The sequence below is a fragment of the Streptococcus infantis genome (assembly GCF_021497965.1).
GTDB classification, from domain to species: Bacteria; Bacillota; Bacilli; order Lactobacillales; family Streptococcaceae; genus Streptococcus; species Streptococcus infantis_B.
Genome location: NZ_CP046525.1, coordinates 709,235 through 734,756, shown reverse-complemented (window position 1 = coordinate 734,756; position 25,522 = coordinate 709,235). Strand labels below are relative to the sequence as shown.

The following is a 25,522-nucleotide window of genomic DNA, read 5'->3' as shown; positions in this document are numbered from 1 at the left end:
TTTCCTCCATCCTTTCTATTTTACCATATTTTTCAGGAAATAACGCTGATAAAAGACAGGTGGATAGAGCTTTTGTTGCTTATTTTGAGAATTTTTCTCATAATAAGCCTGAAAGTTTCGATAATAATCATGAAGATCTTGTTTGATTTGGCAAAAATAACCTTTTTCTATCGGCCTTACTTGGGGATACCAGTCCTGTTTCTTCCGATTCAAAAGATTCTCTCCTCTCAAATAGGCTTGAGCTTGTTGCTTCATCCAATAGCGATTTTGATAATAAAGTTGTTTTTGAATGTAATAACAGATGTTCCTGTCTTGCTCAACTGAAAAAGAAATCAGGTTTTGTTGTTGATAAGGAGTCCGTAATATTTCTAGAAGATTCCCTTTGCAATAAGAAAATTCCTTGACCTGATAATGAAGTTTTCCCTTCAAATCTTGGTGGAGTAAGTACTTAAGTCTCAAAACTCTTCTTTTATGGTCTAACTCCCAAAGATGAAATCCCATATTATGACTGAAATAAAGAAAATCTCTCTGAAGTTGAGTTAGTCGCTCTTTTATCCATAGTTTTTCTCCAAGTAACCACAAAACTTGAATCCCGAGACTTTGATAACCATTGCTTCTCTCCCTTAAAAGTTCACAAGAAATTGGGCTACACTGAACTTCTAGGGCTAGTTGTTTATTGATAAAGATATCAGCAATTTGCTTCAGTTCAGGTATCGGATATTCCATTTCAACCTCATCATTCTTCTTAGCCCAATAAAACAATTGCTCCTTGTTTTCCAGGTGTTCTGGTCCTTCATTTTCATGGAAAAAATCACATTTTTTTAGACTTTCATGAGCAAAATGCGTTCGTACATTTTTCCCTTTTCTCAAGCGAACACGTGCTCCACAAGCTGGGCAATAATAAGTTTGTTTCTTTACTTCATCCCCTAAAGCGCTAATTAAATTCCCATTTTTATCCCTCGCTAGAAACATAGAGACCTCCTTTTCTATTCCATTCGAAAAGAAGAAGAAAAAGGCTGATAGATTCAACCTTTTATACTATATAATTCTCAACTATTTTCTTTGATTTTTAATATATTTCTGAACCATAGGGATGAGATTTTGTATTTGATCCTGCTTAATCACAGTCACACCATATTCCTGACAACGATTGCTGTAGACGGGATTAATCCTACCAGAGCAAACAATCATCTTCAAACAATTATCACCTGCAAAATGATTGGCATAAACTTCAAGTTCATTAATAGCTTCAACAGATAAATCTGTCATTTTACAGGAAATGAATACTACTGAGTGACCTTTACGAAAGATAACATCAATCTCATTTTGAACATTGTCCATCTCAGGAAAGATACCATTCCAATCAATCTCAGCGCCAATGAGACATTCGTCAAAATACTCAGACTCAAGGGCTAGTAAATAGATATAAAGCTCCAAAATATGTCCCTTGGTGCGACATAACAAATGTGCTTCTGGACTGAGAAATGTATAGGTAACCCTATCACTTGTTTCCTCTTCGATTTTTAGTAAATTGGCATCTCTAAATAGAGGAATCAATTTAGCTGGATAGGAGTAAGTTTTTCCGTTACTTTCCAAAACTTTTGCTGTTTCAGAGTGAAAATCGGCTGTTTTTGCTATCGCAAAAAATTGAGTAATCTGATACCATTCCTCTGGATTCTCAATAGCGTACTTGGCCAATTTTTTGATAGCTTCAATTTGCTTAACCGTATGCTGAGGTCGTCTTGATTTCAGGATTTTCCCACCACGTAAGGCTACCAACTGTTCAATGGATAGACTAGGAATGTCTAGGACTTCATCCTCAATTTTAGTCCTTCCTAATGCATACTGTTTTCCTTGTTCAACATCCATAGCAATAATCGGAATATTATTTTCTAAACCATATTGAAATAAGACAATCGCTAATAGATTATCTCCACCAAAAACATCAATTGTAACTGAATCATAACTTTCTATAAAGAGGTCTAAATCCTGCCAGACTTTATTTAGCTTAAATTGACGAAAATGTACTTGTTTTAAGTGGGGTACTTGTTCCAATAAAAAATGTTTCAGGGATAATCTTTCTTCTTCAGCAATTTTTTTCAAAGATAAAAATAAAATTTCATCACAATCACTGACAAAAGCTTGGTAGACATTTTTCTCAATGGTATGACGGTCATACAGTTCAATTAAAAGACTAGTCATCCTAAGACCTCCTAGACAAAAAAGGAAATAGAATAGTGGTCGATTAGAATCATTTTAAAACTATCACGATTCTGTTTCATTTCATCGACTTCTCCTACTTCTAGTATAGCATAAATTGAGAACTTCCTTTCTTATTAGGGTAACAAAAAAGGAAATAGAAAAATCCTTTTCTATTCCCTTAGTCTTTTATTTTACTTTTCTTGCCAACATGGTCGCAAAGCGTAGTTGAATACGATTGCCGTTTTCGTCACGACGATGTAAATGCCCTGGATTTTCATTGTACTTAACCAATTCCCAGTCCTTGTAGTAATTTGCCAGCTCCCCCTCTTTAAAGGTGAATGGGAAATTAACAGAACATGGATAATCTTCTGTATCCATAGCACAAACAATCAAATTATAGCCACCGATAGAGGTTTGTTCTTGCATATTTTGAATGATAGACGGAATACGATCTGCTTGTAAAAACATGAGAACAACTGTCGATACGATAAAATCGTAAGTTCGGCCTATGCTTGCTGAATTAATATCATAGAGACCGACAGGTATTTCTAAATCTTCTTGCTCTACGATGCTTTGCAAGATTTCAAGGGATAGCTCATTTTGATCCACTGCTGTAACATCAAATCCTTGCCGAGCTAAAAAGAGTGCATTTCTTCCTTGACCACAGCCCAGGTCTAGTGCTTTACACGATTTCACGGTCTGCATAGCTTCTAAGACTTCCGAATGAACTGGATTGCTATTGTATTTCTTTGGGAAATAATCCTCTAGTTTGCAATAAAATTCCAAGTACCACTCCACATCATCTGTGGCAGCTTCCACTCTGTGCCAAGCTTGAGGTTGTGCCATAGGATTATCAGCACCTGCTTCAAAGAGGTGCTCAGCTATAACTTCTCCCTCTTCAGTCAATTCAATAAACTTTAGAGCTCCTTTTAATACGGTAATCTTCCCCCAGGTTCCGACCTTAGTATTGTGTTTTCTTTGAACAGCCTCTGGCATGGTGTCTTTATTCCAGACAGGCATGCGTTTGTAGGCAACTAGTTTTTCCATATTCTTCACTCTTTCTATCGGTGGTTAACAGCTTTCATAACACGCGCAATATCACGATCTTGCTCACGGCGTTTGATAGACTCCCGTTTATCGTAGTCATGTTTCCCTTTTGCAAGTCCTAAAAGGAGCTTGGCATAGCCATCTTTGATATAAACTTTAAGAGGAACCAAGGTCATACCTGTTCCTTTAGTTTCTTGCTCCAATTTCTGGATTTGTTTTTTATGAAGGAGAAGTTTACGACGACGTTCTGGCTCCTGGTTCCAGATGTTGCCCTCTTCATAAGGAGCGATATGGACATTACTCAGCCAAACTTCCCCATTCTTAACCTGGGCAAATCCGTCTTTTAAATTGATACGAGCTGCTCGAACACTCTTGATCTCTGTACCAGTTAGAACCATTCCTGCTTCTAGCGTATCTACGATAGTATAGTCGTGATGCGCTTTTTTATTTTGCGCGACGACCTTTCCCACGCCCTTTGCCATACTTAGCTCCTTTCTTTGCTACTTCCTTATAAAAAGGTTTCTTACTCTTTTTTTTCTTGTCTTTTGAAGAATGCTTACGTTTATCACTTGAGCGACCAACTTTTTTCATGTCTTCTTTCTTATCAGAACGACGACCTCTATCCTTGCGGCCAGACGGTTTTAAACCTTTCTCAATGACATCAAACTCGCTTGGAATAAAAGAAAAATCAATCTCACCAGTCATTTTATCGGCTCTTTCGACACGAATACGAATCTGTTGTCCCACACGGAAGGTTGTCCCTGATTTCTCTCCACGAAGAGTCAAATCACGTTCATTGAAATGGTAAAACTCAGGCAGATTTGTAATATGAATCAAGCCTTCGACTGTATTTGGCAATTCAACAAAAAGACCGAATTTGACGATGCTGGACACAACCGCATCATACTCTTCACCCACAAACTCTTCCATGTATTCGGCTTTTTTCATAGCTTCAACTTCACGTTCAGCTTCGATAGCCCGACGCTCACGGTTGGAAGACTGGGTCGCAATCTCTGGAATGACCTGTTCAAAATGTTCCGCCACTTCTTTAGAACGTCCATAGTCACGAATCATACGGTGAACCAAGAGGTCAGGATAACGGCGAATCGGACTGGTAAAGTGTGTGTAATAGTCCGCGGCTAAGCCATAGTGGCCATGGTTATGCTCAGAATAACGAGCCTGTTGCATCGAACGCAAAAGCATCATGGATAATACATCCGCGTAAGGTTCACCCTCAACGGCACGCATGATGTCTTGGAGGGCTTCTTGACTAATTTCACTGGCAGTTCCGTAGATTCGCAAGCCAAAACTAGAAGCGTAATCAATAAACTTCTGAACTTTTTCTGCTTTTGGCTCCTCATGGATTCGATAGATGAAAGGAAGGTCTAGCTTGCTAAAATGCTCAGCAACTGTTTCGTTAGCAATCAACATAAAGGACTCAATCATACGTTCAGCTGTCCCACGATGACGAAGCACAATATCTACTGGTTTCCCTTGCTTGTCAACCAAGATTTTAGCTTCATTGGTATCAAAATTTAGAGCCCCACGCTTAATCCGCATACCTTCAAGAATTTCATGGAGCTTGGCCATGAGTTCGATACTTGGTACAATTTTCTTGAACTCTTGTCTCTTCTCTTCATCTCCTGCAAGAATGTCATTCACATCACTATAGGTCATACGAAAACTTGTCTTGATAACTGTTTGCGTAATAGTGTAATTACGAACACGACCATGTTTATCAATTTCCATAATAGCCGATTGGGTCAAACGATCTACTTGAGGATTGAGGGAACAAATACCATTTGAAAGGCGTTCTGGAAGCATTGGAACTACGCGGTCTGTTACATAGACAGAGGTCGCACGATTAAGGGCTTCCTTATCAAGGGCTGAACCCTCAGTAACATAATAGGAAACGTCTGCAATGTGGACTCCAAGTTCAAAATTACCATTTTTTAAAGACTTGATGTGAACTGCATCATCCAAATCCTTAGCATCCGCTCCATCTATGGTAAATGTAATTTCATCTCTCAGATCTAGACGTCCTTCCAAATCCGCATCAGATGGTGCATCTGGAACGCTCTCTGCTTCCTTAAGAACAGCCTCTGGAAACTCTGAGACGATATCCATGGACTCTAGTACTTCTAGAACATCAATTCCAGCATCTGTCGAATGTCCTACCACATCCAGAACACTTGCGACAAAGAAATCATGCTTTTTACTTGGGTACTTTTCAATAAAAACCTTGAGAACTTCTGTGCCTTCTAGCTTGAGAGGTGGTTTCTTTACGTAAATCGGTTGGCTAATTTTTTGATTTTTAGAACGGATATAACCAGCATACTTAGGTTTTTCCTCATCAAGAATGATTTGGCCAACAACTGTTGTTAAACTGTGTTCTAAAATATCGATAATCTTAGCTTCTGCAGCAGTTCCTTTTTGGCGATCTGCAACTTTCTTAATAACAACCTCTACAGTATCCCCATCAATAGCATAGTTAACATCATTTTTCCCAACAAAAAGATCGTCTTCTTCACCTTCTAAACTGACAAAACCAAATCCGTTTTTATGAGCATGAAAAGTCCCTTTAAGGGTAATTTCATGCTTCTTCTTTTTGCTTAAACTGAGACTACCATCTTCTTCAAAGCGAATCTGGTGCTTTCTTTCCATCAGAGACAAAGTTTTGATGAGCTCACTAAAATCCTTAGAGCTCTCCTTTCCCAGAGCTTGAGCTAGATTATTTACCGTAACTCTTCCCTTCTCTTCTAAATATTCTTTTATTTTATCTTTCATGTTTTCTTTCTAGATTTGTATACTATTTTTTGTGTAAAACCTTATTTCTTTCAAAATAAAAATAGGCTAAGACCTAGTCTCGCCCATTATTTTCTTATCTACTTGATAATACCGTCAATGCTAAGGCAATGGCTAGCCAGAAAAAGACTAAGATTCCTGTCAAACGTTGCATTACGGCTTCAAAACCACGCGCTTTGCTACGTTCAAACAAATCACCTGAGCTGGCGTCAAATACATTGCTAGATTGGTTTTTAGTTGGTTGCATAAAAATTGCAATCACAATCACAACAGATAATACTAATAGAATGGTTAATAATAGGTTATACATATCAAACTCCTTAAAATCCCTATTATTTTACCATAATTTCTACTTAGATTCAAGATGTAGAGTCACTTTTCTTTCTTTGGGACAATACTTTAAGACTTCAATCTTATCTGGATGTGTTTTTGAGTTTTTACTGGTTAGATAATTGATGCTACCACAAGAGGAGCATTTTAAATTTATTTTTACGCGCACTAGATTTCCTTCACTTTTAATAATGTTCTAAATTGGATAAGATTAAATGTACAACTCAGAGCTACACAAAGAGCTGTTGCATAAAATACAGAGTGGTTGCCAAATTGGCCAGCTACTGCTGATCCTGCCAAGGGACCTATCACACCCCCTAGATAAAAGAAGACTTGATTAAAGGCAAATACTCTTGAAATGCCTGCTTTGGGAGTTATTTTACTGAGGAGTGCATTAACACCCGGTATCAGAGCGCCTGTACCTAGCCCGAATAGAAAACGATAGAATCCTAATTGAAATGGACTTGTTGCATTTGCGCATAATAGATATATGAAAACTGAATATACCTGAGCCACAACAAGTAGTCGATGATTCCCTACTTTATCACCTAATTTCCCCATGACTCCTGCACTCATCATACTTGAAAATCCCATGCTAGATACAATCAAACCAGAGACGAAGAGGAGATTCTCTTTCTGCCCAAGATCTCGTACATAAAGAGCAAGGATGGGACCTATCGATTGGGCAGCAAACTGAATTACAAAACTGGTTAGAAATAGATTTATCAAGAGAAAAGGATACTTAACAGATGTAAAAAGCTCTTTGGTCGGGAGTGCTTTTTCTTTCGGCACAGGTTGAAAGTCTTCTTTAATAAAAAGAATGGTTAGGGCAGCAGCTAAAAACAAGAAAATGCCAACCAATAAAAAGACATTCCGAATTCCAAAAAATTCTGCAATAAGACCACCAACAAATGGACCTGTTAAAGTTCCAGCAACAACGCCAGTTGATAAAGTCCCTAGGGCATACCCCGACTTGTCTTTAGGGACTTGACTCGCAATCAAAGCTGTCGCATTGGGTACGAAACCTGTAAAAACGCCATTGAGAAAACGTAGAAACAAGAGCCAGAAAACATTTGGAACAAAAGCTAGTCCTCCCATGGTAATAGTCATGGCTAGTCCCGCACGAATCATCATAGGTTTTCGCCCATATTTGTCTGCTAAGATACCCCAGATTGGTGATACAAAGGCTGCAGAAATGGCAGAAACAGATATAGCTAAACCTGAATAAAAAGCAACTTGATCCCCTTCAACTCCTAACTGTTCCACAAAAATAGGCATAAAAGGAACAACGAGAGAAATGCTTGCACCTGTTAAAAAGCAACCAAACCAAGCAATACGAAGATTATCCTTCCAACTAATCTCTTGCATGAGCACCGCCTCCTTCAAGTAAAGTCTCTACTTGACTCAGAAGCTGATCACGACTGCCATTGTTGTCTAATATATGACTAGCCAATTTTTTCTTTTCTTCTAAAGACCATTGAGAAGCCAACCGAGCTTCAGCCGATTCTTTTGATAAATGATTTCTTTTCATCAAACGTTTTAATTGAACATCAGGTGATACATAAACCAACCAAGTTTCATCAAACCAAGCAGCATAGTCTTGCTCAAAAAGCAATGGAATATCCATGAAAAATACATCCTCAGTTTGAGCTAACTTGTCTCTCAAAGAGCCCAATTCTTCACGGATGATTTTGCCTTGAGTCTGTTTAGACCATTCTCTCTCATCAGAGTTATTAAAAATCAGACTAGCAAGTAAGGGACGATTCAGTTCCCCATCTTCTAAAAGTATTTTCACACCGAAGTGCGCAACTAACATCTGATAAAGTCGACCTCCAGGTTTCTGCAGTTGGTGGACATGGGCATCCGCATCCACTACTTGAAACCCTTTTTGTCTTAAAAAATTTGTGACAGTGGATTTTCCAGATGCAATACCACCAGTAATTCCGATTATTTTTCCCATCACTTTCTCCTTTGACATTCTGGACAAAAATGGGTTCCTCTACCACCAAGCTGAATTTTCTCGATGATGGATCCACAACGTGAACAAGCTTGTCCAGTTTTATCATAGACCTGATGAAATTCTTGCATGGTTCCATCCTCACCAAAAGCATTGGTGTAGGTACGAATCGTTGAACCACCCTTTTCAACAGCCTGACCTAAAACATTGATCGTTTCGTCATGAACTTTTTTAGCCTCTTGGGCTGTTAAACCTTGAGAAATCCTAGCTGGATGAACTTTCGCCCTCCAGAGTACTTCATCCACATAGATATTACCTAATCCTACAACAAGAGTCTGGTCCAGCAAATGAGATTTAATAGGCTTTTTAGATCTTTTCAAAGCTAGTTTAAATCTTCCTAAATCAAAATCTTGCTCAGTCGGTTCTGGACCCAATTTCTTAGAAATAAAGTAAGCCTCTAAAAGCTCCGGAGCAAGCAACTCCATAGTCCCAAACTTACGAACATCCTCGTACACCAAAGTACCACCATCTTCAAAATGAATTAAAACATGGGCGTGTTTACGTTCTGGAACTTGGTCTGGATAATAAAAATACTTCCCTTCCATCCGAAGATGAGAAATCAAAACTTTATCTCTAAGGTTAAAAAGTAGATATTTTCCTCGACGTCCCATTGACTGAATCACTTGACCAGGTAACTCTTTCTGAAATTGGTTTAAATCCGTCTTAATCATCTTAGGATAGCGAATCTCAATGTTTGAAATCTTCTTCCCTAGAATCAATTTTTCAAGACCTCGTCGAACTGTTTCGACCTCAGGTAATTCAGGCATAACTCCTCCTTCACTAAAAACAAGAAGCAGGCTACCGCCCACCTCTTCTTAATATTCTTTTTTGTTATAGCCAAAGTCAGCCAAATCCAGCTTTTTATCACGCCAGTTTTTCTTGACCTTAACCCAGGTTTCTAGGAAAACCTTATCTCCTAGCATAAGTTCGATATCTTTACGAGCCATGGTACCAATTTTCTTAAGCATGGCACCACCTTTACCGATGACAATTCCTTTTTGGCTGTCGCGTTCAACCATGATGGTTGCTCGGATATGAACTTTATCAGATTCCTCATCTCGTTTCATAGAGTCTACCACCACTGCAACTGAATGTGGAATTTCTTCACGAGTTAAGTGTAACACTTTTTCACGAATCATCTCAGAAACCAAGAAACGTTCTGGATGGTCTGTAATTTGGTCTGCTGGGAAATATTGGAATCCTTCTTCAAGGTTTTCACTGAGAATGTCGATTAGACGAGAAACATTATTTCCTTGAAGAGCTGAAATTGGCACAATTTCCTTAAAGTCCATCTGATTACGGAAATCATCGATTTGAGCTAAAAGTTGATCAGGGTGAACCTTGTCAATTTTATTCACCACCAAAATCACAGGAACCTTAGCAGCTTTGAGGCGTTCGATAATCATATCGTCCCCCTTCCCTCGTGGTTCATCTGCTGGCACCATAAAAAGAACTGTATCGACTTCACGAAGAGTGCTATAGGCTGACTCTACCATGAAATCTCCAAGAGCTGTCTTAGGTTTGTGAATCCCTGGGGTATCGATAAAGACAATCTGTTCCTTATCGGTCGTGTAGATCCCCATAATCTTGTTGCGCGTTGTCTGCGCCTTATCACTCATGATGGCAATTTTTTGCCCCATGACATGATTCAAAAACGTTGACTTCCCAACATTAGGACGTCCTAAAATGGCTACAAAGCCTGATTTAAATGTCATAGTTACCTCTATAATGTTTAAAATAGCAAATCCCAAATTCTAGGGATGAAAATAATGAGTCCAGTCACCGCAGCAAATAAAGACACTACAAGTACCGCACCTGCAGCCATGTCTTTAGCCTTCTTTGCAAGCATATCGAAGTGATAATGGCTAGCCAAATCCACTACATTTTCAATAGCAGAATTCAAAATCTCAAAAGCAATTACTAAAAAAATGCTTAATAGGAGAAAGAGCCATTCAATTCTGGAAACTTGAAAAACAATGCCTGCAAGTAGAACTAAGAGAGAAGTCACCGCATGCTTTCTCATATTACGCTCTTCTTTTATGGCAGTAAAAATACCTGTCAGGGCAAAATCTAAACTTGAAAGCAAGTCGCGATTCTTCCATTTTCGTTTATTGTCTTGTGAGTCCATAGGCTGTCAAAATTTCTTCTTGTAAACCGAACATCTCCGCTTCTTCTTCCGGAGTGTAGTGATCGTAACCGTTAATATGTAAAAATCCATGAACAGCTAGGAAGCCCATTTCTCGTTCGAAACTATGGCCATACTCCTCAGCCTGCTCCTTTGCCTTGTCTATTGAAATGAACAGTTCACCGATATAAGCATCAAATTCTGACATCATTTCCGCTAAATCCGGATCCTCTTCCAAATCTTCCTCATCAAAAGCAATTTCTAATTCTGGCTTATACTCAAGACTAATGACATCTGTTGGACGGTCCGTATCGCGGAACTCTAAATTAAGTTCATGACTGCGCTCATTGGTCACAAAGGTGACTGCCATCTCCTTGTCTTCTTTTCCAATCGTTTTCGCAGCAAATTCCAAAATTTCTTGCGTTTGCTTTAAAATTTCTTTAGAAACCTGACCAGTTTCATCTACCATTTCAATATACATGTGCTTCTCGATTCTCTTTACTTGGCTTTATTATATCATATTTCTATGATTTTATTCTACCTTTTTGATATAATACTATGGAATACATTCATAAGGAGAGAACCATGTCATTTGATGGATTTTTTTTACACCACATGGTTGAGGAATTGCGAGCTAAACTACTAAACGGTCGCATTCAAAAGATTAATCAACCCTTTGAACAAGAATTGGTTCTACAAATCCGTAGCAATCGCCAAAGTCATCGTCTGCTCCTTTCTGCGCATCCAGTTTTTGGACGCATCCAGTTAACAGAAACGACTTTTGAAAACCCTGCTCAACCTTCTACCTTTATCATGGTCTTAAGAAAGTATTTGCAAGGTGCTGTAATCGAGTCTATCGAGCAGATTGAAAACGACCGAATTGTTGAAATCACAGTTTCTAACAAGAATGAGATTGGTGACAATATTCAGGCCACACTTATTATTGAAATTATGGGAAAACATAGTAATATTCTCCTTGTCGATAAGAGTAATCACAAAATCCTTGAAGTTATTAAGCATATCGGTTTTTCTCAAAATAGTTACCGTACTCTCCTGCCCGGTGCTACTTATATAACTCCTCCAAGCACAGATGCTCGAAACCCCTTTACCATCAAGGATGAAAAACTCTTTGAAATACTACAAACACTGGAACTGAAGGCCAAAAATCTTCAGACTCTCTTTCAAGGATTAGGTCGTGATACGGCAAACGAATTGGAAACATTATTGGTCAGTGATAAACTCTCCAATTTCCGTAACTTTTTTAAACAAGAAACTAAACCTTGCTTAACGGATAAGTCTTTTTCTTGTGTCCCTTTTTCTAATACCATTGATGATCATTTCTCAAGCCTTTCTCAATTACTTGATACCTTTTACAAAGATAAGGCTGAGCGTGACCGGGTCAAACAACAAGCTAGCGAACTCATTCGTCGTGTCGAAAATGAACTACAAAAGAATCGCCAAAAGCTTAATAAACAAGAAAAAGAACTTCAAGCTACCGAAAACGCTGAAGAATTCAGACAAAAAGGGGAGTTGCTAACAACCTTCCTTCATCAAGTCCCTAATGACAAAGACCAAGTTATCTTAGACAACTACTACACCAATCAGCCCATCACTATCGCTCTTGATAAAGCATTGACACCTAATCAGAATGCGCAAAAATACTTCAAACGATATCAGAAGTTAAAAGAGGCTGTTAAATATCTGACAGAGTTGATAGAGGAAACCAAGGCTACTATACTTTATCTGGAAAGCGTAGAGACGGTTCTAAACCAGGCTGGTCTAGATGAAATAGCTGAAATTCGTGAAGAATTAATTCAAACAGGCTTTATCAGAAGACGCCAACGGGAGAAAATCCAGAAGCGTAAAAAACCTGAGAAGTATCTAGCTAGTGATGGTAAAACCATTATCCTCGTTGGGCGAAATAACCTGCAGAACGAAGAATTAACCTTTAAAATAGCACGAAAAGAGGAACTTTGGTTCCATGCTAAAGATATTCCTGGAAGCCACGTTGTCATCTCAGGAAATCTGAATCCTTCTGACGAAGTCAAGACGGATGCTGCAGAACTTGCCGCCTACTTCTCCAAAGGACGCCTTTCAAATCTCGTTCAAGTTGACATGATTGAGGTTAAAAAGCTTAATAAACCAACTGGCGGAAAACCAGGATTCGTGACTTATACAGGTCAAAAGACGCTACGTGTGACACCTGATTCTGAAAAAATTCAATCCATGAAATTATAAAATAAAAATTTGTAGTGAAACTCTTACTACACTTTTATATAAAGGAGGGGAGCTCAATGCTACGGCATATTAAATCAACTGTAACTATTATATTCGGAGCTGCTATCTTCGCCTTCGGACTTACCTATTTTGTTGTTCCAAATCACTTATTTGAAGGTGGAGCTACGGGGATAACCTTGATAACTTACTATCTTTTTAAAATCCCTATTTCGCTAATGAATATCTTGATTAATATCCCTCTCTTCCTACTAGCTTGGAAAATATTTGGAATAAGATCACTCTACTCTAGTCTTCTTGGAACACTCTCTGTATCTGTCTGGTTGGCTATCTTTGAGAAGGTTCCTCTCCAGTTTAACCTTGAAGGAGATCTGGTTGTTGTAGCTTTAGTAGCTGGTGTCCTCCTAGGAGTTGGTCTGGGTGTCATTTTCAACGCAGGCGGGACAACTGGTGGAACTGATATTGTCGCGCGTATTCTTAACAAATACACCCATATTTCGATCGGCAAATTACTTTTTGGTCTTGATTTTCTAATTCTTATGCTGATATTAATCATATTCCAAGACCTACGTCTCGTAACCTACACTCTTTTGTTTGACTTTATTATCTCAAGAGTCATTGACTTAATTGGCGAAGGAGGCTATGCTGGAAAAGGCTTTATGATTATCACTCAAAAACCAATAGAGTTAGCTGATAAAATCAATGAAGAACTTGGTCGTGGTGTTACTTTTATCTCCGGTCAAGGTTACTACAGTAAAAACGATTTAAAGATTGTCTACTGTATTGTAGCTAGAAATGAAATGGTTAAGATGAAAGAAATGATTCATTCTGTAGATCCTATGGCCTTTATCACTATTACTGAAGCCCATGAAATCCTAGGGGAAGGATTTACATTTGACCCAAGGTAAACTAGCAATTTAAAACAGAAAAGCAACCTAATCATAGGATTGCTTTTTTATTTCAATATACAAAAAAACAGAAGAGCATGCTCTTCTGTTTTAATAGATATTATTTTTCAGCTGACAATGCTGCCATTGTGATGTAGTTGTATGGTTTGTTGAAGTGTGGCAAGAAGAATAGATCAGTCAATGCCAATTTATCAATTGTAACATGTTCTTGGATAGCAAGTGAGAACATGTGGATAGCCATACCGATTGATGAATCGCGAGATACCATTTGAGCACCAAGAATTTCACGGCTGTCTTTATCAAAGACAATCTTGATAGCTACTTCATGGTTGTCATGTTTCATAAATTCTGGTTTTTGAAGGTCGTTAAATCCAGTTTCAGTAGCATTGTAACCAGCAGCTTTAGCTTTTTCAAGTGTCAAACCAGTTGAAACCATGTGGAGACCATAGATTGAGATACCATTTGAGCCTTGAACACCGATTCCTTCAAGTTCATGTCCACAAGCGTTGTAAGCACCAACAATACCAGTACGAACAGCGTTTGAAGCAAGTGCGATGTAGCTAGTGTCTTTACGAGCGTTGTCATAAACAGTCGCACAGTCACCAATAGCGTATACACCTGGGATTGATGTTTCTTGTTTCTTGTCAACAAGGAAAGCACCGTTACGGAAGAGTTCGATCTTACCGTCAGCAAGAGCAGTGTTTGGACGGAAACCAACTGCAAGAACAACCATATCAACGTCAAATGTTTCTTTGTCAGTTACCAAGCGTTCAACTTTACCGTTACCTTCGATAGCTTTAACAGTTTGACCAAGTGCCAAACGGATGTTGTGGTCTTCCAAGTTTTTAGCCATCATTTGTGTGAAGTCTTTGTCATAGTATCCGTTCAATACTGTGTCAACGATATCAACAAGCACAACTTCTTTTCCAAGACGTTCGAAAGCTTCAGCAAGTTCAACACCGATGTATCCACCACCAACTACAGCGATACGCTCAAGGTGTTTGCTCTTATCAGCAAGTTTGTTGATAACTTCTTCAGCATTTTGGTACAACTTAACAAATTGTACGTTTTCAAGAGTAGTCTTGAATTCACGGTTTCCTTTAACAATTTCAACACCTTCAATTGGAGGCAAAATTGGTGTAGAACCAGTAGCGAAGATCAACTTATCGTATGATTCTTTGTGTTCTTTTCCTTCAACTTCTGCAGTAACAACTTTGTTATCGTAGTCGATTGAAAGTACAGGTGAGTTCATGTAAACTTTCGCACCTTTAGCTTCAAGCTTTTCTTTATCAGAGTAGAACAAGCCTTCAGCACCGTCGATTTGTTCACCAATCCAAAGTGCCATTCCACATCCAAGGAATGAGATATTTGAGTTTTGATCAAATACAACGATTTCGTTTTCGTTTCCAAAGTTGTCCAACATAGTGTTGATACATGCAGTTCCAGCGTGGTTAGCACCCACAACTACGATTTTACTCATAAGATAAATCCTACCTTTAATTATTTTTTCCTTAATATTATAACATTTTCTGTTAGCGTTTACAAGTTTTTTTGTTTGAAATTACTTAATTTTGACTAGAATTAAATATTAATTTATTATAAAAAAAACTTATCAAGAGTATTATTTTTCATAATTATGTTTTTAAGCATTTTTCTTGACTTTTTTAAAAAATAAATTGTGAAAACGCTGACTTTATGATATTCTATTTATACGGGAATAAAATATAAATCTCAAAGTTACTTTCATGACAGGATTTACAACTATTTCCAATTGACTTGAAAGGAGTTAGTTTTTTGCCTTTCTGTTCATCTTCTGAACGACTAATGGGAACTACAATTTCCATTTCCTTAGTACATGATCGGGCTGATTGTCTGCTCAGACAAGCTTTTGATTTGCTTAAAGAGCTTGAATTTCGGTTCAATGCCAATAGTGCTGAATCTGAATTAATGGAAATTAACTATCAGGCAGGTATTGCCCCAGTTAAAGTCCACCCTGATTTGTTTGAACTGATTTCATTAGGTTTGGAACACAGTCTGGCACCTAAAAGTCATCTCAATATTAGTATCGGGCCTTTGGTTCAAACCTGGCGTATTGGTTTTTCCGACGCAAAGGTTGCTAGTCCTGAAGAGATAACTTCTGTTCTACCATTGATAAACCCCAGTTATATCAAACTCGATCCAATACATTCCACAGTTTTCCTAGAAAAAAAGGGAATGAAAATTGACTTAGGATGTTTAGCGAAGGGCTATAGTGCAGATAAGGTTGCAGCTTTCTTAAAAGAAAATGGCATCACTTCTGCTCTAATCAATCTTGGAGGAAACATCCTCACAATTGGGAACAATCAATCAAAAAATGGACGTCCATGGCAAATCGGCATTCAAGATCCAAATAATCCACGAGGTAATCACCTGATGACCTTATCTATTACTGGAAAATCAGTTGTTACATCTGGGATTTATGAACGGCATCTTGAAATCAATGGCAAGGATTATCATCACATTTTTGATAGTGAGACAGGTTATCCCATTGAAACGGATTTAGCCAGTTTAACGATTGTATCTGACCGTTCAGTCGACGGTGAGATATGGACCACTCGTTTATTCGGAGAGCGAAGCGCCTCTATAATGTGGCAAGTCGAAAATATTGATGGTATCGAAGCCATCCTCATTGACAAAGATGGGCATGTCGCTTGTTCATCTGGTATCCAACGGTAATTAATTAATAATGCAAAAGAGAAAGGAAAGCCCATGCTTAAACTTATTGCTATTGTAGGAACAAACTCAAAACGTTCCACAAACCGCCAACTGCTTCAATATATGCAGAAACACTTTGCTGACAAAGCAGAAATCGAATTGGTAGAAATTAAAGATCTACCTGTATTTAACAAACCAGCTGACAAACAAATCCCAGCTGAAGCTACGGAAATCGCTGCTAAAATCGAAGCTGCTGATGGAGTTATTATCGGTACACCTGAATACGATCACTCAATCCCAGCTGTTCTTATGAGCGCTCTTGCTTGGATTTCATATGGTGTATTCCCACTTTTGAACAAACCTGTTATGATTACAGGTGCTTCATATGGTACACTCGGTTCATCACGTGCTCAATTGCAACTTCGTCAAATTCTAAATGCTCCTGAAATCAAAGCAAATGTTCTCCCAGATGAATTCTTGCTTTCTCATTCTCTTCAAGCATTTGATCAGAATGGTGACTTGGTAGATCTTGATGTTATCAAGAAATTGGATGCCATCTTTGATGACTTCCGTATCTTTGTTAAAGTTACTGAAAAATTGCGTAACGCTCAAGAACTTCTTCGCAAAGATGCTGAAGACTTTGACTGGGAAAAATTGTAAGATAGGAGATCGAAAGAATGAAATTTGTTGGACTTGTTGGATCAAACTATGATCAATCATATAACCGCAAACTCTTGGAATTCATCCGCCGTCAGTTTAAATTTAAATTTGAACTAGAAGTTTTGGAAATCGATGAAGTTCCAATGTTTAACCAAGACGAAAAATGGGATGACAGCTTCCAGTTGCGCCTTCTTTACAACAAAATTACTCGTGCCGATGGTGTAATCATTGCAACTCCTGAACACAACCACACTATTTCTGCTTCACTTAAGTCTGTACTTGAATGGCTTTCATTTGAAGTTCATCCATTTGAAAACAAACCAGTTATGATTGTGGGTGCATCATACTATGACCAAGGTACTTCACGTGCTCAAGTTCACCTTCGTAAAATTCTTGATGCACCAGGAGTGAATGCCTACACATTGCCAGGTAATGAATTCCTTCTCGGAAAAGCTAAAGAAGCTTTTGATGCAAATGGAAACATTATTAATGAAGGAACAGTTAAATTCCTTGAAACTTGCTTAGATAACTTTGTCAAATACGTAGGAGTCGTTTCTAAATTGAAAAAACCAAAACCAATTGAACCAGAAGACTTGGATTGTGGCAAACCAATCGCTACAACTATTACAGAAGTTGATCCAGACGATCCAAACTGGGTAGAAAAAGTTGCAGAAATCACTGGTGCTGTTTCAGGCGATACATATGTTAAACTTGACCATGGTATCTTGACTGTTAACCAGATTGATATGTTCTTAAAAGCTATGCCTTTTGAATTGACATATGCTGATGATAACAATCAATTCCTCTACTATAACAATGCCCACCAAGACCCTAATACTATGTTTGCGAAGCGAGTTCCTTCCCAATCAGGCGGTCGTATGTCTACTATTCATGGTTCACTCCCTCCAGCACGTATGAAAAACGTTGAGTGGGTTATCGGTACGCTTCGCAATGGCAACCAAGAATACGTACGTACAATTGTTCCTGGTTCACCTGCAGGTGTTATCAATACACACAACTACCAAGCTATGTACTATCCTGATGGATCATATGCTGGTATCAATGAAATTGTCTTTAACTTCCAACCATGGCTTGACTGGTACTTGAAAGAAACTGGCCAACGTTTGGTAGGTGGTAGCGGACCTTTTGCTCCTGCTGGAGGTCATGGTGATGCAGATGCTACTTCTGGAGCTTCTGACTCAGCCGATGGTGGCCATGGAGCTGCTGATGCTACTTCTGGAGCAAGCAACTAAAACTACTGATAAAGGAACCATTTTAGGTTCCTTTTTTAAGAGACAACAAAACTCGGTTAGTGTATGCTAGCCGAGTTTTGTTTTATTTAACTTAGGAATTTGGATCATCTAGACTTCGACCGTGTAAACCTTTTTCGCGTTGCACTTGACGAAGCTTTTCAGGTGTCACGTCGTTTCCTTCCTCATCCACGATTTTAATTCCTTCAACGTGGTGACGAACTGCTCGACGATATCCCTCAATGTATTCTTCACGAAGTTGGGCTTGTTCTACTTTTTCTTCAGCAGTCAACCCTTCTGTTTTTTTCTTTTTAGCAAGCTCATTAATACGAGCAATTTTTTCTGGTGTCATATTAGAACCTCCAATTATTTTTTAATTTTATTTTGTATTGAGAAGATTGAAAGCAGCCACTGTTTTTGCTTTATTTACAAGTTCAGCAAGGATAGCTAAACGGTTATTCTTCACATCAACATCATCTGCCATAACCATTGTATTATCAAAGAAAGCATCAATTACAGGACTAAGAGCAAATAGTTGCGTTAATTTATCACTAGCTGAACCTTGCAATTCAAGACTTTCTACTGCTTGAGCAAGTTCTTTTTCTTGTTCATTTTCAAAAAGACTTGCATCGACTTTAACCAAACCATTTGCTTTTTCAGCTAAATTAAAGGCACGAGATAGAGACTCAACTGATGATTTGTAATCTTCAGTATTTGCAGCTTCGCTTAAAGCTTCTGCAGCTTCAATCATATCAGAAACAACAAAATTCGAACTTGCGAGAACAGCTTCTTTGATATCTTTTGCAGTAGAACCCATCATCTTATCAACACGAGCTTTAATGAAGTTAAGCACTTCTTCTTGATTATCATAAGTTAGACTTTCAAATGATAAGGCATAAAGGCTCGCAATCAATTCGTCCATTGGAATCTTCCAACCAAAGTCTTCCAAGATTCGAACAATTCCTTGTGTTGCACGTCGAAGAGCATATGGGTCGTTTGAGCCTGATGGAATCAAGCCAACCGAGAAGAAAGATAAGAGAGTATCTAATTTATCAGCTAGTGCAAGGATAGCACCAACTTTAGACTCAGGAAGGGCTCCGTCAGCTGAATCTGGAAGATAGTGCTCGCGAATGGCTTGAGCAACTGTAGGATTTTCACCAGCAAGCAGAGCATACTTCTCACCCATGATTCCTTGAAGCTCATCAAATTCACCTACCATACCAGTCAAGAGATCAAACTTATAAATAGCTGCAGCACGTGCAAGATCAACAGTTTCATCTACTGATAAGCCAGCTTTCTCTGCTAATAGAATAGCAATTTGCCCGGTACGGATCATGTGTTCACGTAATGAACCAATCTTTTCATGGAAAGTTACATAAGATAATTTAGCTACAAGATCTTCAATCTTCAATTTTTGGTCTTCACGCCAGAAGAATTCTCCATCTTCTAAACGAGCCACCAAGACTTTCTCATTTCCTCGAACAACATTTTCTAAGTGCTCAGCATTCCCATTACGAACTGAGATGAAGTTTGGTCTAAGATTCCCTTCAAGGTCACGGACAACAAAGTAGCGTTGATGAGTTTCCATTGAAGTAACCAAAACTTCTTCTGGAACCTCTAGGTATTTAGGGTCAAAATTACCAATAAAAGCAGTTGGATATTCAACCAGATTCAAAACTTCATTTAAAAGACCTTCATCAACCTGAACTTGAACACCTTGTTCTACTTCAATAGCCTTGATTTGTTCCCGAATCATATTTTCGCGTTCAATGCTATCAGCAATGACATAAACTTTACGCAAATCTTCTTCGTAACTATCAGCATGACGAATTTCCACTTCATGTCCAAGGAAACGATGTCCACGGCTAATTCGTCTCGAATGAATATCTAGAAAGTCCATATCAAGAGCTTCATCATCCAAAAGGACTATCAAAGTATGGACCGGACGAATGTATTCAAAGGTATTATTTGCCCAGTGCATACCTACTGGGAAGCTAAGGCTAGCCAATACTTCTGGAATTCCTGTCAACACTTCTTCAGCAGGTTTTCCAGCTTCATGCTTGGTTACATAGACATATTCTTCACCTTTAATTTCACGGAATTCAATATCATCAACTGTCAAGCCTTTTCCACGGACGAATCCTTGAGCTGCTTTAGAAAAGTTCCCTTCTGCATCCAAAGCGATTTTCTTAGAAGGTCCTTTAAAATCTTCAGTCAAATCTGTTTGTTGGTCTGCTAAACCAAGTACACGAACAGCCAAACGACGTGGTGTTGAGAAAGTTTGAATTCCTTCGTATGAAAGACGATTTTCATCTAAGAAAGCTGCCATTTTTTCACCTAGTTGTTTTTCACTTGGTGTGACAACGTAGGCTGGTAACTCTTCGAGTCCTAGTTCTACTAATAAGTTTTTTGTCATGTTTTTTTCTCCGAAAAATATCTTTTTTTCCAGTTTGCCTTATGTGATTGGCACGCAAGCAACCGACTTCGTCGTTTCATTGCTAAAATTGGAGCCTAAAGTCTCCAATTTTGCCTGGTATCGTTAGTTTCTCTAACGAGACAATTATCACTGTGGCAACTGGTTCTGTAGGATTGCTCTATCAGCCAATCCCATCTAATACGCTCTCTTTATTCTTCCTCTTCTGCTAAGAGTTTTGCGCGTGTGGCTTCATCTAGAAGTGGGTAGCCGAGTTTCTTGCGTTCTGCAACGAAGGTTTTGGCTACGACACGAGCCAAGTTACGGATGCGGGCAATGTAACCTGCACGTTCTGTAACTGATACCGCTCCACGAGCATCAAGCAAGTTGAAGGTATGTGAACATTTCAAAACGTAATCATAGGCTGGGTGTACAAGTCCCAATTCCAAAGCACGTCCTGCTTCTTTTTCAAATTTTTCGAAGTTTTCAAGAAGCATATCTTGGTCAGAAACTTCAAAGCTGTATTTTGAATGCTCATATTCTGGTTGAAGGAAGATTTCTCCGTATTTCACTCCTGGAGCCCACTCAATATCGTAAACTGAGTCTACTTCTTGAATATAAGAAGCCAAACGTTCCAATCCGTAGGTAACCTCAGCAGTAACAGGACCTGTTGCCAAACCACCTACTTGTTGGAAGTAAGTGAACTGAGTGATTTCCATACCATCAAGCCATACTTCCCATCCAAGACCAGCTGAACCAGTTGATGGGTTTTCCCAGTTATCTTCAACGAAACGAATATCGTGTTCCAAAGGATTGATTCCCAATTTCTCCAACGACTCAAGGTAGAGTTCTTGGATGTTTGAAGGTGATGGTTTCATAACCACTTGGAATTGGTGGTGTTGGTAAAGACGGTTTGGGTTTTCCCCGTAACGACCATCTGCTGGACGACGAGATGGCTCTACATAAGCAGCATTCCATGGCTCAGGACCGATGGCACGGAGGAAAGTATAAGGACTCATGGTTCCCGCACCCTTTTCATTATCATAAGCCTGCATCAGCATACAACCCTGGTCATTCCAGTATTGTTGCAAAGTCAAAATAATTTCTTGGAATGTCAATTTTTTAGACATATTTTACTCCTTTTTCTATATGATGGTGTCCGACTCAGGATACAAAAAGAACCGTGTCTTTGCTCCTAAGTCGTTTGACCTAGGGGCGTCAGAAACGCGGTTCCACCCTAATTTATTACTTCATTACTTTTATTAAAATACCAAAAGCGCCACACTTATCTCTTAACCACCTGACTCCCACTACCACAGGCTCGCTTAGGATCTACTGATAAGATATTCTTTCTTGCCATCTATTATAACAGAAAGGAATTAAAAAGTAAATTTTTTACATAAGGAATCACTACTAAATAATCTAAAGATAGAACAACTATTGTTCTTGTAACACTTTTCGAACAAAAGAAAAACCACTAATCCTAAGAATAGTGGTTTAATCATATTTTTAAGCTACAAATGTAGTCACTCTATTATTTAAGAGTAACTGAAGCTCCAGCTTCTTCCAATTTAGCTTTGATTTCTTCAGCTTCTGCAGTTGGAACGCCTTCTTTGATGACACCTGGTGCACCATCAACAAGTTCTTTAGCTTCTTTAAGTCCAAGACCAGTGATTTCACGTACAACTTTGATAACGCCAACTTTTTTGTCACCAGCAGCTGTTAATTCAACGTCAAATGAGTCTTTAGCAGCACCAGCGTCAGCAGCACCAGCTGCAGCAACAGCTACAGGAGCAGCTGCAGTTACACCAAATTCTTCTTCGATAGCTTTTACAAGGTCGTTCAATTCAAGGATTGAAGCTTCTTTAATTTCAGCAATAATGTTTTCAATGTTCAATGCCATTGTTATTTCCTCCAAAATAAGTTTAATTTTAATTTTTATAATTTTTTGTAGCTAGGCTACGCTGCGTAGCTTATGATTAAGCTGCGTCTTCTTTGTTGTCTGCAACCGCTTTGACTGCAAGAGCAACGTTGCGAACTGGCGCTTGAAGTACAGAAAGGAGCATAGAAAGAAGTCCTTCGCGGTTTGGAAGAGTTGCAAGAGCAACGATTTCTTCTTTTGATGCGACAGCGCCTTCGATTGCACCACCTTTGATTTCAAGTGCTTCAGCGTTTTTAGCAAAGTCGTTCAAGATTTTCGCTGGTGCGATAACATCTTCGTTAGAAAATGCTACTGCAGATGGTCCAACAAAAACAGATGCAAGATCTTCAAGACCAGCTTTTTCAGCTGCACGACGTAAGATTGAGTTTTTAATAACTTTATACTCAACTTCGCTTCCACGAAGCTCACGACGAAGAACTGTATCTTGTTCAACTGTCAAACCACGAGCGTCTACAACGACGATTGATGCAGCAGCTTTCATTTTCTCAGCTACTACGTCAACTAGTTCCGCTTTCTTAGCAATAATTGCTTCACTCATTAGTGTGTTCACCTCCGTAATTATTTTGCTTGGGGAATTTTTCCAAAAGAAAAACGCGCCCAAACCTAGACACGAAAGTACAATACGCTTCTTTTTACATGATACGTTTTGTCCTCGGTAGGATATTTATGAGTCTAGCTCCCCTACTGTCTTAGGCAGTTTTTTCAAACCGTGTATAAGTATATCACACTTGTTACTTCAAAGCAAGTCTTTTTGTAAAAAAAATGATTATTTTTTGTCCTGCTTCTACTGATGTTTATGGAAGAAAATACTTAGATTTTATCATTGAATTGAAAAGATTGGTACCAAGGTAGTATAGATTAAGAGCGCATGAAATGCTAACATTAGGACATGAAATATAAACGGAGTATTTTCTGTCATTTGGATATCTTGATTACTTTTTTGACTGTCTAGGAATAGCGTTAAGGACAAGAAAAGTAAAATGATTCCGTAAATGATGCTAATATGAAAAAGAATTTCACCTATAACTGCAAAATAGAGGAAACCGAATATGGGAATCGAGAAAAGGAATAGTCCTAAGGATCCAAATGCAATTCTAATTAAAGATATAATCAAAAAACAATAGGCTGTAAATGTTGTGAATTTTGATACTTTGAATCTTATTTTTTTCTGCTTAGATATGTAATGAATGATAAAAATTGGATAAAGAATATCTATCATCTTGACTCTCTGCTCTTTCTAAGATACTTTACTTTACTTTATTTTAACTATTTTTTCCTCAAAATTCAATTTCTCTCTTGACGGGGAAAAATATTTAGTATACTATACAACTGTATATACAGATATAAGGAGTTATTATGAATACAAAAAAGAAAACCCAATTCATGACTTTAACCGCATTGCTGACAGCTATCGCTATTTTGATTCCTTTAGTGATGCCATTTAAAATCGTTATCCCACCCGCTTCCTACACTCTTGGAAGTCACGTAGCTATTTTTATCGCTATGTTTCTCTCGCCTTGGATGGCAATTTTTGTCATCGTTGCTTCTAGTATCGGCTTCCTGCTAGCGGGTTATCCAATTGTCATCGTACTTCGCGCCTTCTCTCATATCTTCTTTGGAACCCTGGGAGCTTTCTACCTTCAAAAATATCCTCAAACCTTGGACAACAAGAAATCTTCCTTGATTTTTAACTTTGTACTTGGTTTAGTACATGCTATCGCGGAAGTCTTTGCTTGTATCATCTTTTATGCTAGTACAGGAACAGACTTAAAAAATATGTTCTACGTCTTGTTTGTATTAGTTGGTTTTGGAACTATTGTTCATAGTATGATAGACTATTACTTAGCATTAGCTGTTTACAAAGCTTTAAAAAAACGCCATTAAGAAAGTAAATCATGACTAAAGACCGAAAAGAAGCACTTATTCAACTTTTAAAGGAAGCTCAAAAGCCAATGAATGGCCAAAGTTTAGCAGAATATTTTCACGTGACTCGACAGATCATTGTTCAGGATATCGCTGTGCTGCGTGCTAATGGAGCTCCTATTCTATCAACCAATCGTGGCTATATATATAAAGAAAATAAAGCCAATCCTTTTGTTCACAAACTCTTTAAGGTTAAACACAAAGAGGAAGACATGGAACAAGAACTACTTGCTATTGTTGATAACGGAGGTCGGGTACAAAATATTCTCATTGACCATCCTGTCTACGGAGAAATTGAAACCCTTCTTAAGTTGAGTTGTAGACGAGATGTAGAACACTTTTTAAACCAAGCTGAATCTTCAGATTTTCGCCCCCTATCAGAATTAACAGATGGAATACACTACCATTTGGTTGAGGCTGAAAGCAAACAAGACCTCCTCTATATCGAGAAGGCCTTGGATCAGCTAGGTTATTTAGTCAAAGATTAGAATATTTCCTTTTCCCATCCGTCTTCTGTACGGTGACGATAAAAAAATTCAGACTTGTCTGGAGCTTCCATCATCTCCATCAAAGGTAACATATCATAGGCCAGATCCAAATTTGGAATCTGGTCTTTTTGTACCCAAGAGACTTCTCCTTCTTCTGAAGAACGGAGAGTACCAGTAAACTCAGTCGCCTTGTAACAAAAGACAATGTAGCGCTCACCTGTATCCAGTGGCCAATTTTTAATGCCAACCAGTTGAGGATTTTGGATTGTCAGACCTGTCTCTTCATAGATTTCTCGGATAACTGACTCTGCAAAAGCCTCTCCATTTTCAACATGACCTCCTGGAAAAGCGTAGCCAGACCAGTGGTTGGTTTCAGGTGATCGATACTGCATAACCACGCGCCGCTTTTCAAGGTCTTCAATCAAACAAATATTGGTAAGAATGGTTAATTGTGCTCGAGACATAGGACCCACTTTCTAATCT

Annotated in this window: 27 protein-coding genes and 1 other annotated feature; of the genes, 7 read left to right on the top strand and 20 right to left on the bottom strand. The window is 38.5% G+C overall.

Annotation, left to right across the window (positions count from 1 at the left end; translation table 11 throughout):
• Positions 1-15: 15 nt before the first annotated feature.
• The 13 genes from GOM46_RS03640 to ybeY all read right to left on the bottom strand — a co-directional run bounded on the left by GOM46_RS03640 (position 16) and on the right by ybeY (position 11,007).
• Positions 16-972, bottom strand: a complete 957-nt coding sequence (locus tag GOM46_RS03640) for a competence protein CoiA (protein ID WP_235084076.1) — start codon at positions 970-972, stop codon at positions 16-18.
• Positions 973-1,053: 81 nt separating this feature from the next.
• Positions 1,054-2,202 (bottom strand): Card1-like endonuclease domain-containing protein, encoded by a 1,149-nt coding sequence (locus GOM46_RS03635; RefSeq protein ID WP_235084075.1) that lies wholly within the window; start codon positions 2,200-2,202, stop codon positions 1,054-1,056.
• Positions 2,203-2,388: 186 nt separating this feature from the next.
• Positions 2,389-3,249, bottom strand: a complete 861-nt coding sequence (tehB, locus tag GOM46_RS03630) for an SAM-dependent methyltransferase TehB (RefSeq protein ID WP_235084074.1) — start codon at positions 3,247-3,249, stop codon at positions 2,389-2,391.
• Positions 3,250-3,263: 14 nt separating this feature from the next.
• Positions 3,264-3,731, bottom strand: coding sequence for an SsrA-binding protein SmpB (gene smpB, locus GOM46_RS03625; protein WP_235084073.1), 468 nt, complete (start codon positions 3,729-3,731; stop codon positions 3,264-3,266).
• Positions 3,694-6,036 carry a ribonuclease R gene (gene rnr / locus GOM46_RS03620; RefSeq protein WP_235084072.1) on the bottom strand — a complete coding sequence of 781 codons (2,343 nt, stop codon included), beginning with the start codon at positions 6,034-6,036 and terminating at the stop codon, positions 3,694-3,696. Before rnr ends, smpB begins: the two co-directional genes overlap by 38 nt.
• Positions 6,037-6,130: 94 nt before the next feature.
• A complete protein-coding gene (gene secG, locus GOM46_RS03615; RefSeq protein WP_000282517.1) occupies positions 6,131-6,364 on the bottom strand; it encodes a preprotein translocase subunit SecG in 234 nt (77 codons plus the stop codon).
• Between the two features lie 39 nt (positions 6,365-6,403).
• Entirely contained in the window at positions 6,404-6,553 is a 150-nt protein-coding gene (rpmG, locus tag GOM46_RS03610) for a 50S ribosomal protein L33 (RefSeq protein ID WP_001809104.1), read from the bottom strand.
• A complete protein-coding gene (locus GOM46_RS03605) occupies positions 6,553-7,752 on the bottom strand; it encodes a multidrug efflux MFS transporter (protein WP_235084071.1) in 1,200 nt (399 codons plus the stop codon). The genes rpmG and GOM46_RS03605 overlap by 1 nt, the downstream gene beginning before the upstream one ends.
• Positions 7,739-8,344, bottom strand: coding sequence for a dephospho-CoA kinase (coaE, locus tag GOM46_RS03600; protein ID WP_235084070.1), 606 nt, complete (start codon positions 8,342-8,344; stop codon positions 7,739-7,741). Before coaE ends, GOM46_RS03605 begins: the two co-directional genes overlap by 14 nt.
• A complete protein-coding gene (gene mutM / locus GOM46_RS03595; RefSeq protein WP_235084069.1) occupies positions 8,344-9,168 on the bottom strand; it encodes a DNA-formamidopyrimidine glycosylase in 825 nt (274 codons plus the stop codon). Before mutM ends, coaE begins: the two co-directional genes overlap by 1 nt.
• Positions 9,169-9,216: 48 nt before the next feature.
• Positions 9,217-10,116 carry a GTPase Era gene (era, locus tag GOM46_RS03590; RefSeq protein ID WP_006150601.1) on the bottom strand — a complete coding sequence of 300 codons (900 nt, stop codon included), beginning with the start codon at positions 10,114-10,116 and terminating at the stop codon, positions 9,217-9,219.
• Positions 10,117-10,133: 17 nt separating this feature from the next.
• Positions 10,134-10,529 (bottom strand): diacylglycerol kinase family protein, encoded by a 396-nt coding sequence (locus GOM46_RS03585; protein WP_004252647.1) that lies wholly within the window; start codon positions 10,527-10,529, stop codon positions 10,134-10,136.
• Positions 10,510-11,007, bottom strand: coding sequence for an rRNA maturation RNase YbeY (gene ybeY / locus GOM46_RS03580; RefSeq protein WP_235084068.1), 498 nt, complete (start codon positions 11,005-11,007; stop codon positions 10,510-10,512). Before ybeY ends, GOM46_RS03585 begins: the two co-directional genes overlap by 20 nt.
• Before the next feature lie 104 nt (positions 11,008-11,111).
• Here ybeY and GOM46_RS03575 point away from each other — a divergent pair, with 104 nt between their 5' ends.
• Positions 11,112-12,764, top strand: a complete 1,653-nt coding sequence (locus GOM46_RS03575) for an NFACT family protein (RefSeq protein ID WP_235084067.1) — start codon at positions 11,112-11,114, stop codon at positions 12,762-12,764.
• Between the two features lie 56 nt (positions 12,765-12,820).
• Positions 12,821-13,669 (top strand): YitT family protein, encoded by an 849-nt coding sequence (locus tag GOM46_RS03570; RefSeq protein ID WP_235084066.1) that lies wholly within the window; start codon positions 12,821-12,823, stop codon positions 13,667-13,669.
• A 100-nt stretch (positions 13,670-13,769) separates the two neighbouring features.
• Here the strand turns inward: GOM46_RS03570 and nox are convergent, their stop codons facing one another.
• Complete coding sequence (gene nox, locus GOM46_RS03565) at positions 13,770-15,149, bottom strand: H2O-forming NADH oxidase (RefSeq protein WP_235084065.1); 1,380 nt, start codon at positions 15,147-15,149, stop codon at positions 13,770-13,772.
• A 344-nt stretch (positions 15,150-15,493) separates the two neighbouring features.
• On the opposite strand from nox, the gene GOM46_RS03560 reads away from it, so the two are divergent.
• The 3 genes from GOM46_RS03560 to GOM46_RS03550 are packed head-to-tail and all read left to right on the top strand — an operon-like array spanning position 15,494 to position 18,276.
• On the top strand, positions 15,494-16,384 hold the full coding sequence (locus tag GOM46_RS03560) for an FAD:protein FMN transferase (RefSeq protein ID WP_321159629.1): 891 nt from the start codon (positions 15,494-15,496) through the stop codon (positions 16,382-16,384).
• A gap of 33 nt (positions 16,385-16,417) precedes the next feature.
• Complete coding sequence (locus GOM46_RS03555; protein ID WP_006150642.1) at positions 16,418-17,023, top strand: NADPH-dependent FMN reductase; 606 nt, start codon at positions 16,418-16,420, stop codon at positions 17,021-17,023.
• A 17-nt stretch (positions 17,024-17,040) separates the two neighbouring features.
• A complete protein-coding gene (locus GOM46_RS03550; protein WP_235084063.1) occupies positions 17,041-18,276 on the top strand; it encodes an NAD(P)H-dependent oxidoreductase in 1,236 nt (411 codons plus the stop codon).
• A gap of 91 nt (positions 18,277-18,367) precedes the next feature.
• Here GOM46_RS03550 and GOM46_RS03545 read toward each other — a convergent pair whose 3' ends face one another.
• The 5 genes from GOM46_RS03545 to rplJ form a co-directional block, all read right to left on the bottom strand.
• On the bottom strand, positions 18,368-18,625 hold the full coding sequence (locus GOM46_RS03545) for a DUF896 family protein (protein ID WP_235084062.1): 258 nt from the start codon (positions 18,623-18,625) through the stop codon (positions 18,368-18,370).
• A 27-nt stretch (positions 18,626-18,652) separates the two neighbouring features.
• Positions 18,653-20,689 (bottom strand): glycine--tRNA ligase subunit beta, encoded by a 2,037-nt coding sequence (gene glyS / locus GOM46_RS03540; RefSeq protein ID WP_235084061.1) that lies wholly within the window; start codon positions 20,687-20,689, stop codon positions 18,653-18,655.
• 209 nt (positions 20,690-20,898) lie between these two features.
• A complete protein-coding gene (glyQ, locus tag GOM46_RS03535; RefSeq protein ID WP_000038760.1) occupies positions 20,899-21,816 on the bottom strand; it encodes a glycine--tRNA ligase subunit alpha in 918 nt (305 codons plus the stop codon).
• A 404-nt stretch (positions 21,817-22,220) separates the two neighbouring features.
• A complete protein-coding gene (gene rplL / locus GOM46_RS03530) occupies positions 22,221-22,589 on the bottom strand; it encodes a 50S ribosomal protein L7/L12 (RefSeq protein WP_001196964.1) in 369 nt (122 codons plus the stop codon).
• 76 nt (positions 22,590-22,665) lie between these two features.
• Positions 22,666-23,166, bottom strand: a complete 501-nt coding sequence (rplJ, locus tag GOM46_RS03525; protein ID WP_001287274.1) for a 50S ribosomal protein L10 — start codon at positions 23,164-23,166, stop codon at positions 22,666-22,668.
• Between the two features lie 38 nt (positions 23,167-23,204).
• Positions 23,205-23,340, bottom strand: a sequence feature (ribosomal protein L10 leader region).
• A 644-nt stretch (positions 23,341-23,984) separates the two neighbouring features.
• On the opposite strand from rplJ, the gene GOM46_RS03520 reads away from it, so the two are divergent.
• Together GOM46_RS03520 and GOM46_RS03515 are read left to right on the top strand one after the other, a co-directional pair.
• A complete protein-coding gene (locus GOM46_RS03520; protein WP_235084060.1) occupies positions 23,985-24,512 on the top strand; it encodes a hypothetical protein in 528 nt (175 codons plus the stop codon).
• 11 nt (positions 24,513-24,523) lie between these two features.
• Positions 24,524-25,039 carry a transcription repressor NadR gene (locus tag GOM46_RS03515; protein WP_235084059.1) on the top strand — a complete coding sequence of 172 codons (516 nt, stop codon included), beginning with the start codon at positions 24,524-24,526 and terminating at the stop codon, positions 25,037-25,039.
• Here GOM46_RS03515 and GOM46_RS03510 read toward each other — a convergent pair.
• Positions 25,036-25,503: an 8-oxo-dGTP diphosphatase gene (locus tag GOM46_RS03510; protein ID WP_235084058.1), complete on the bottom strand. Its 468-nt coding sequence runs from the start codon at positions 25,501-25,503 to the stop codon at positions 25,036-25,038. The genes GOM46_RS03515 and GOM46_RS03510 overlap by 4 nt on opposite strands.
• Positions 25,504-25,522: the final 19 nt, after the last annotated feature.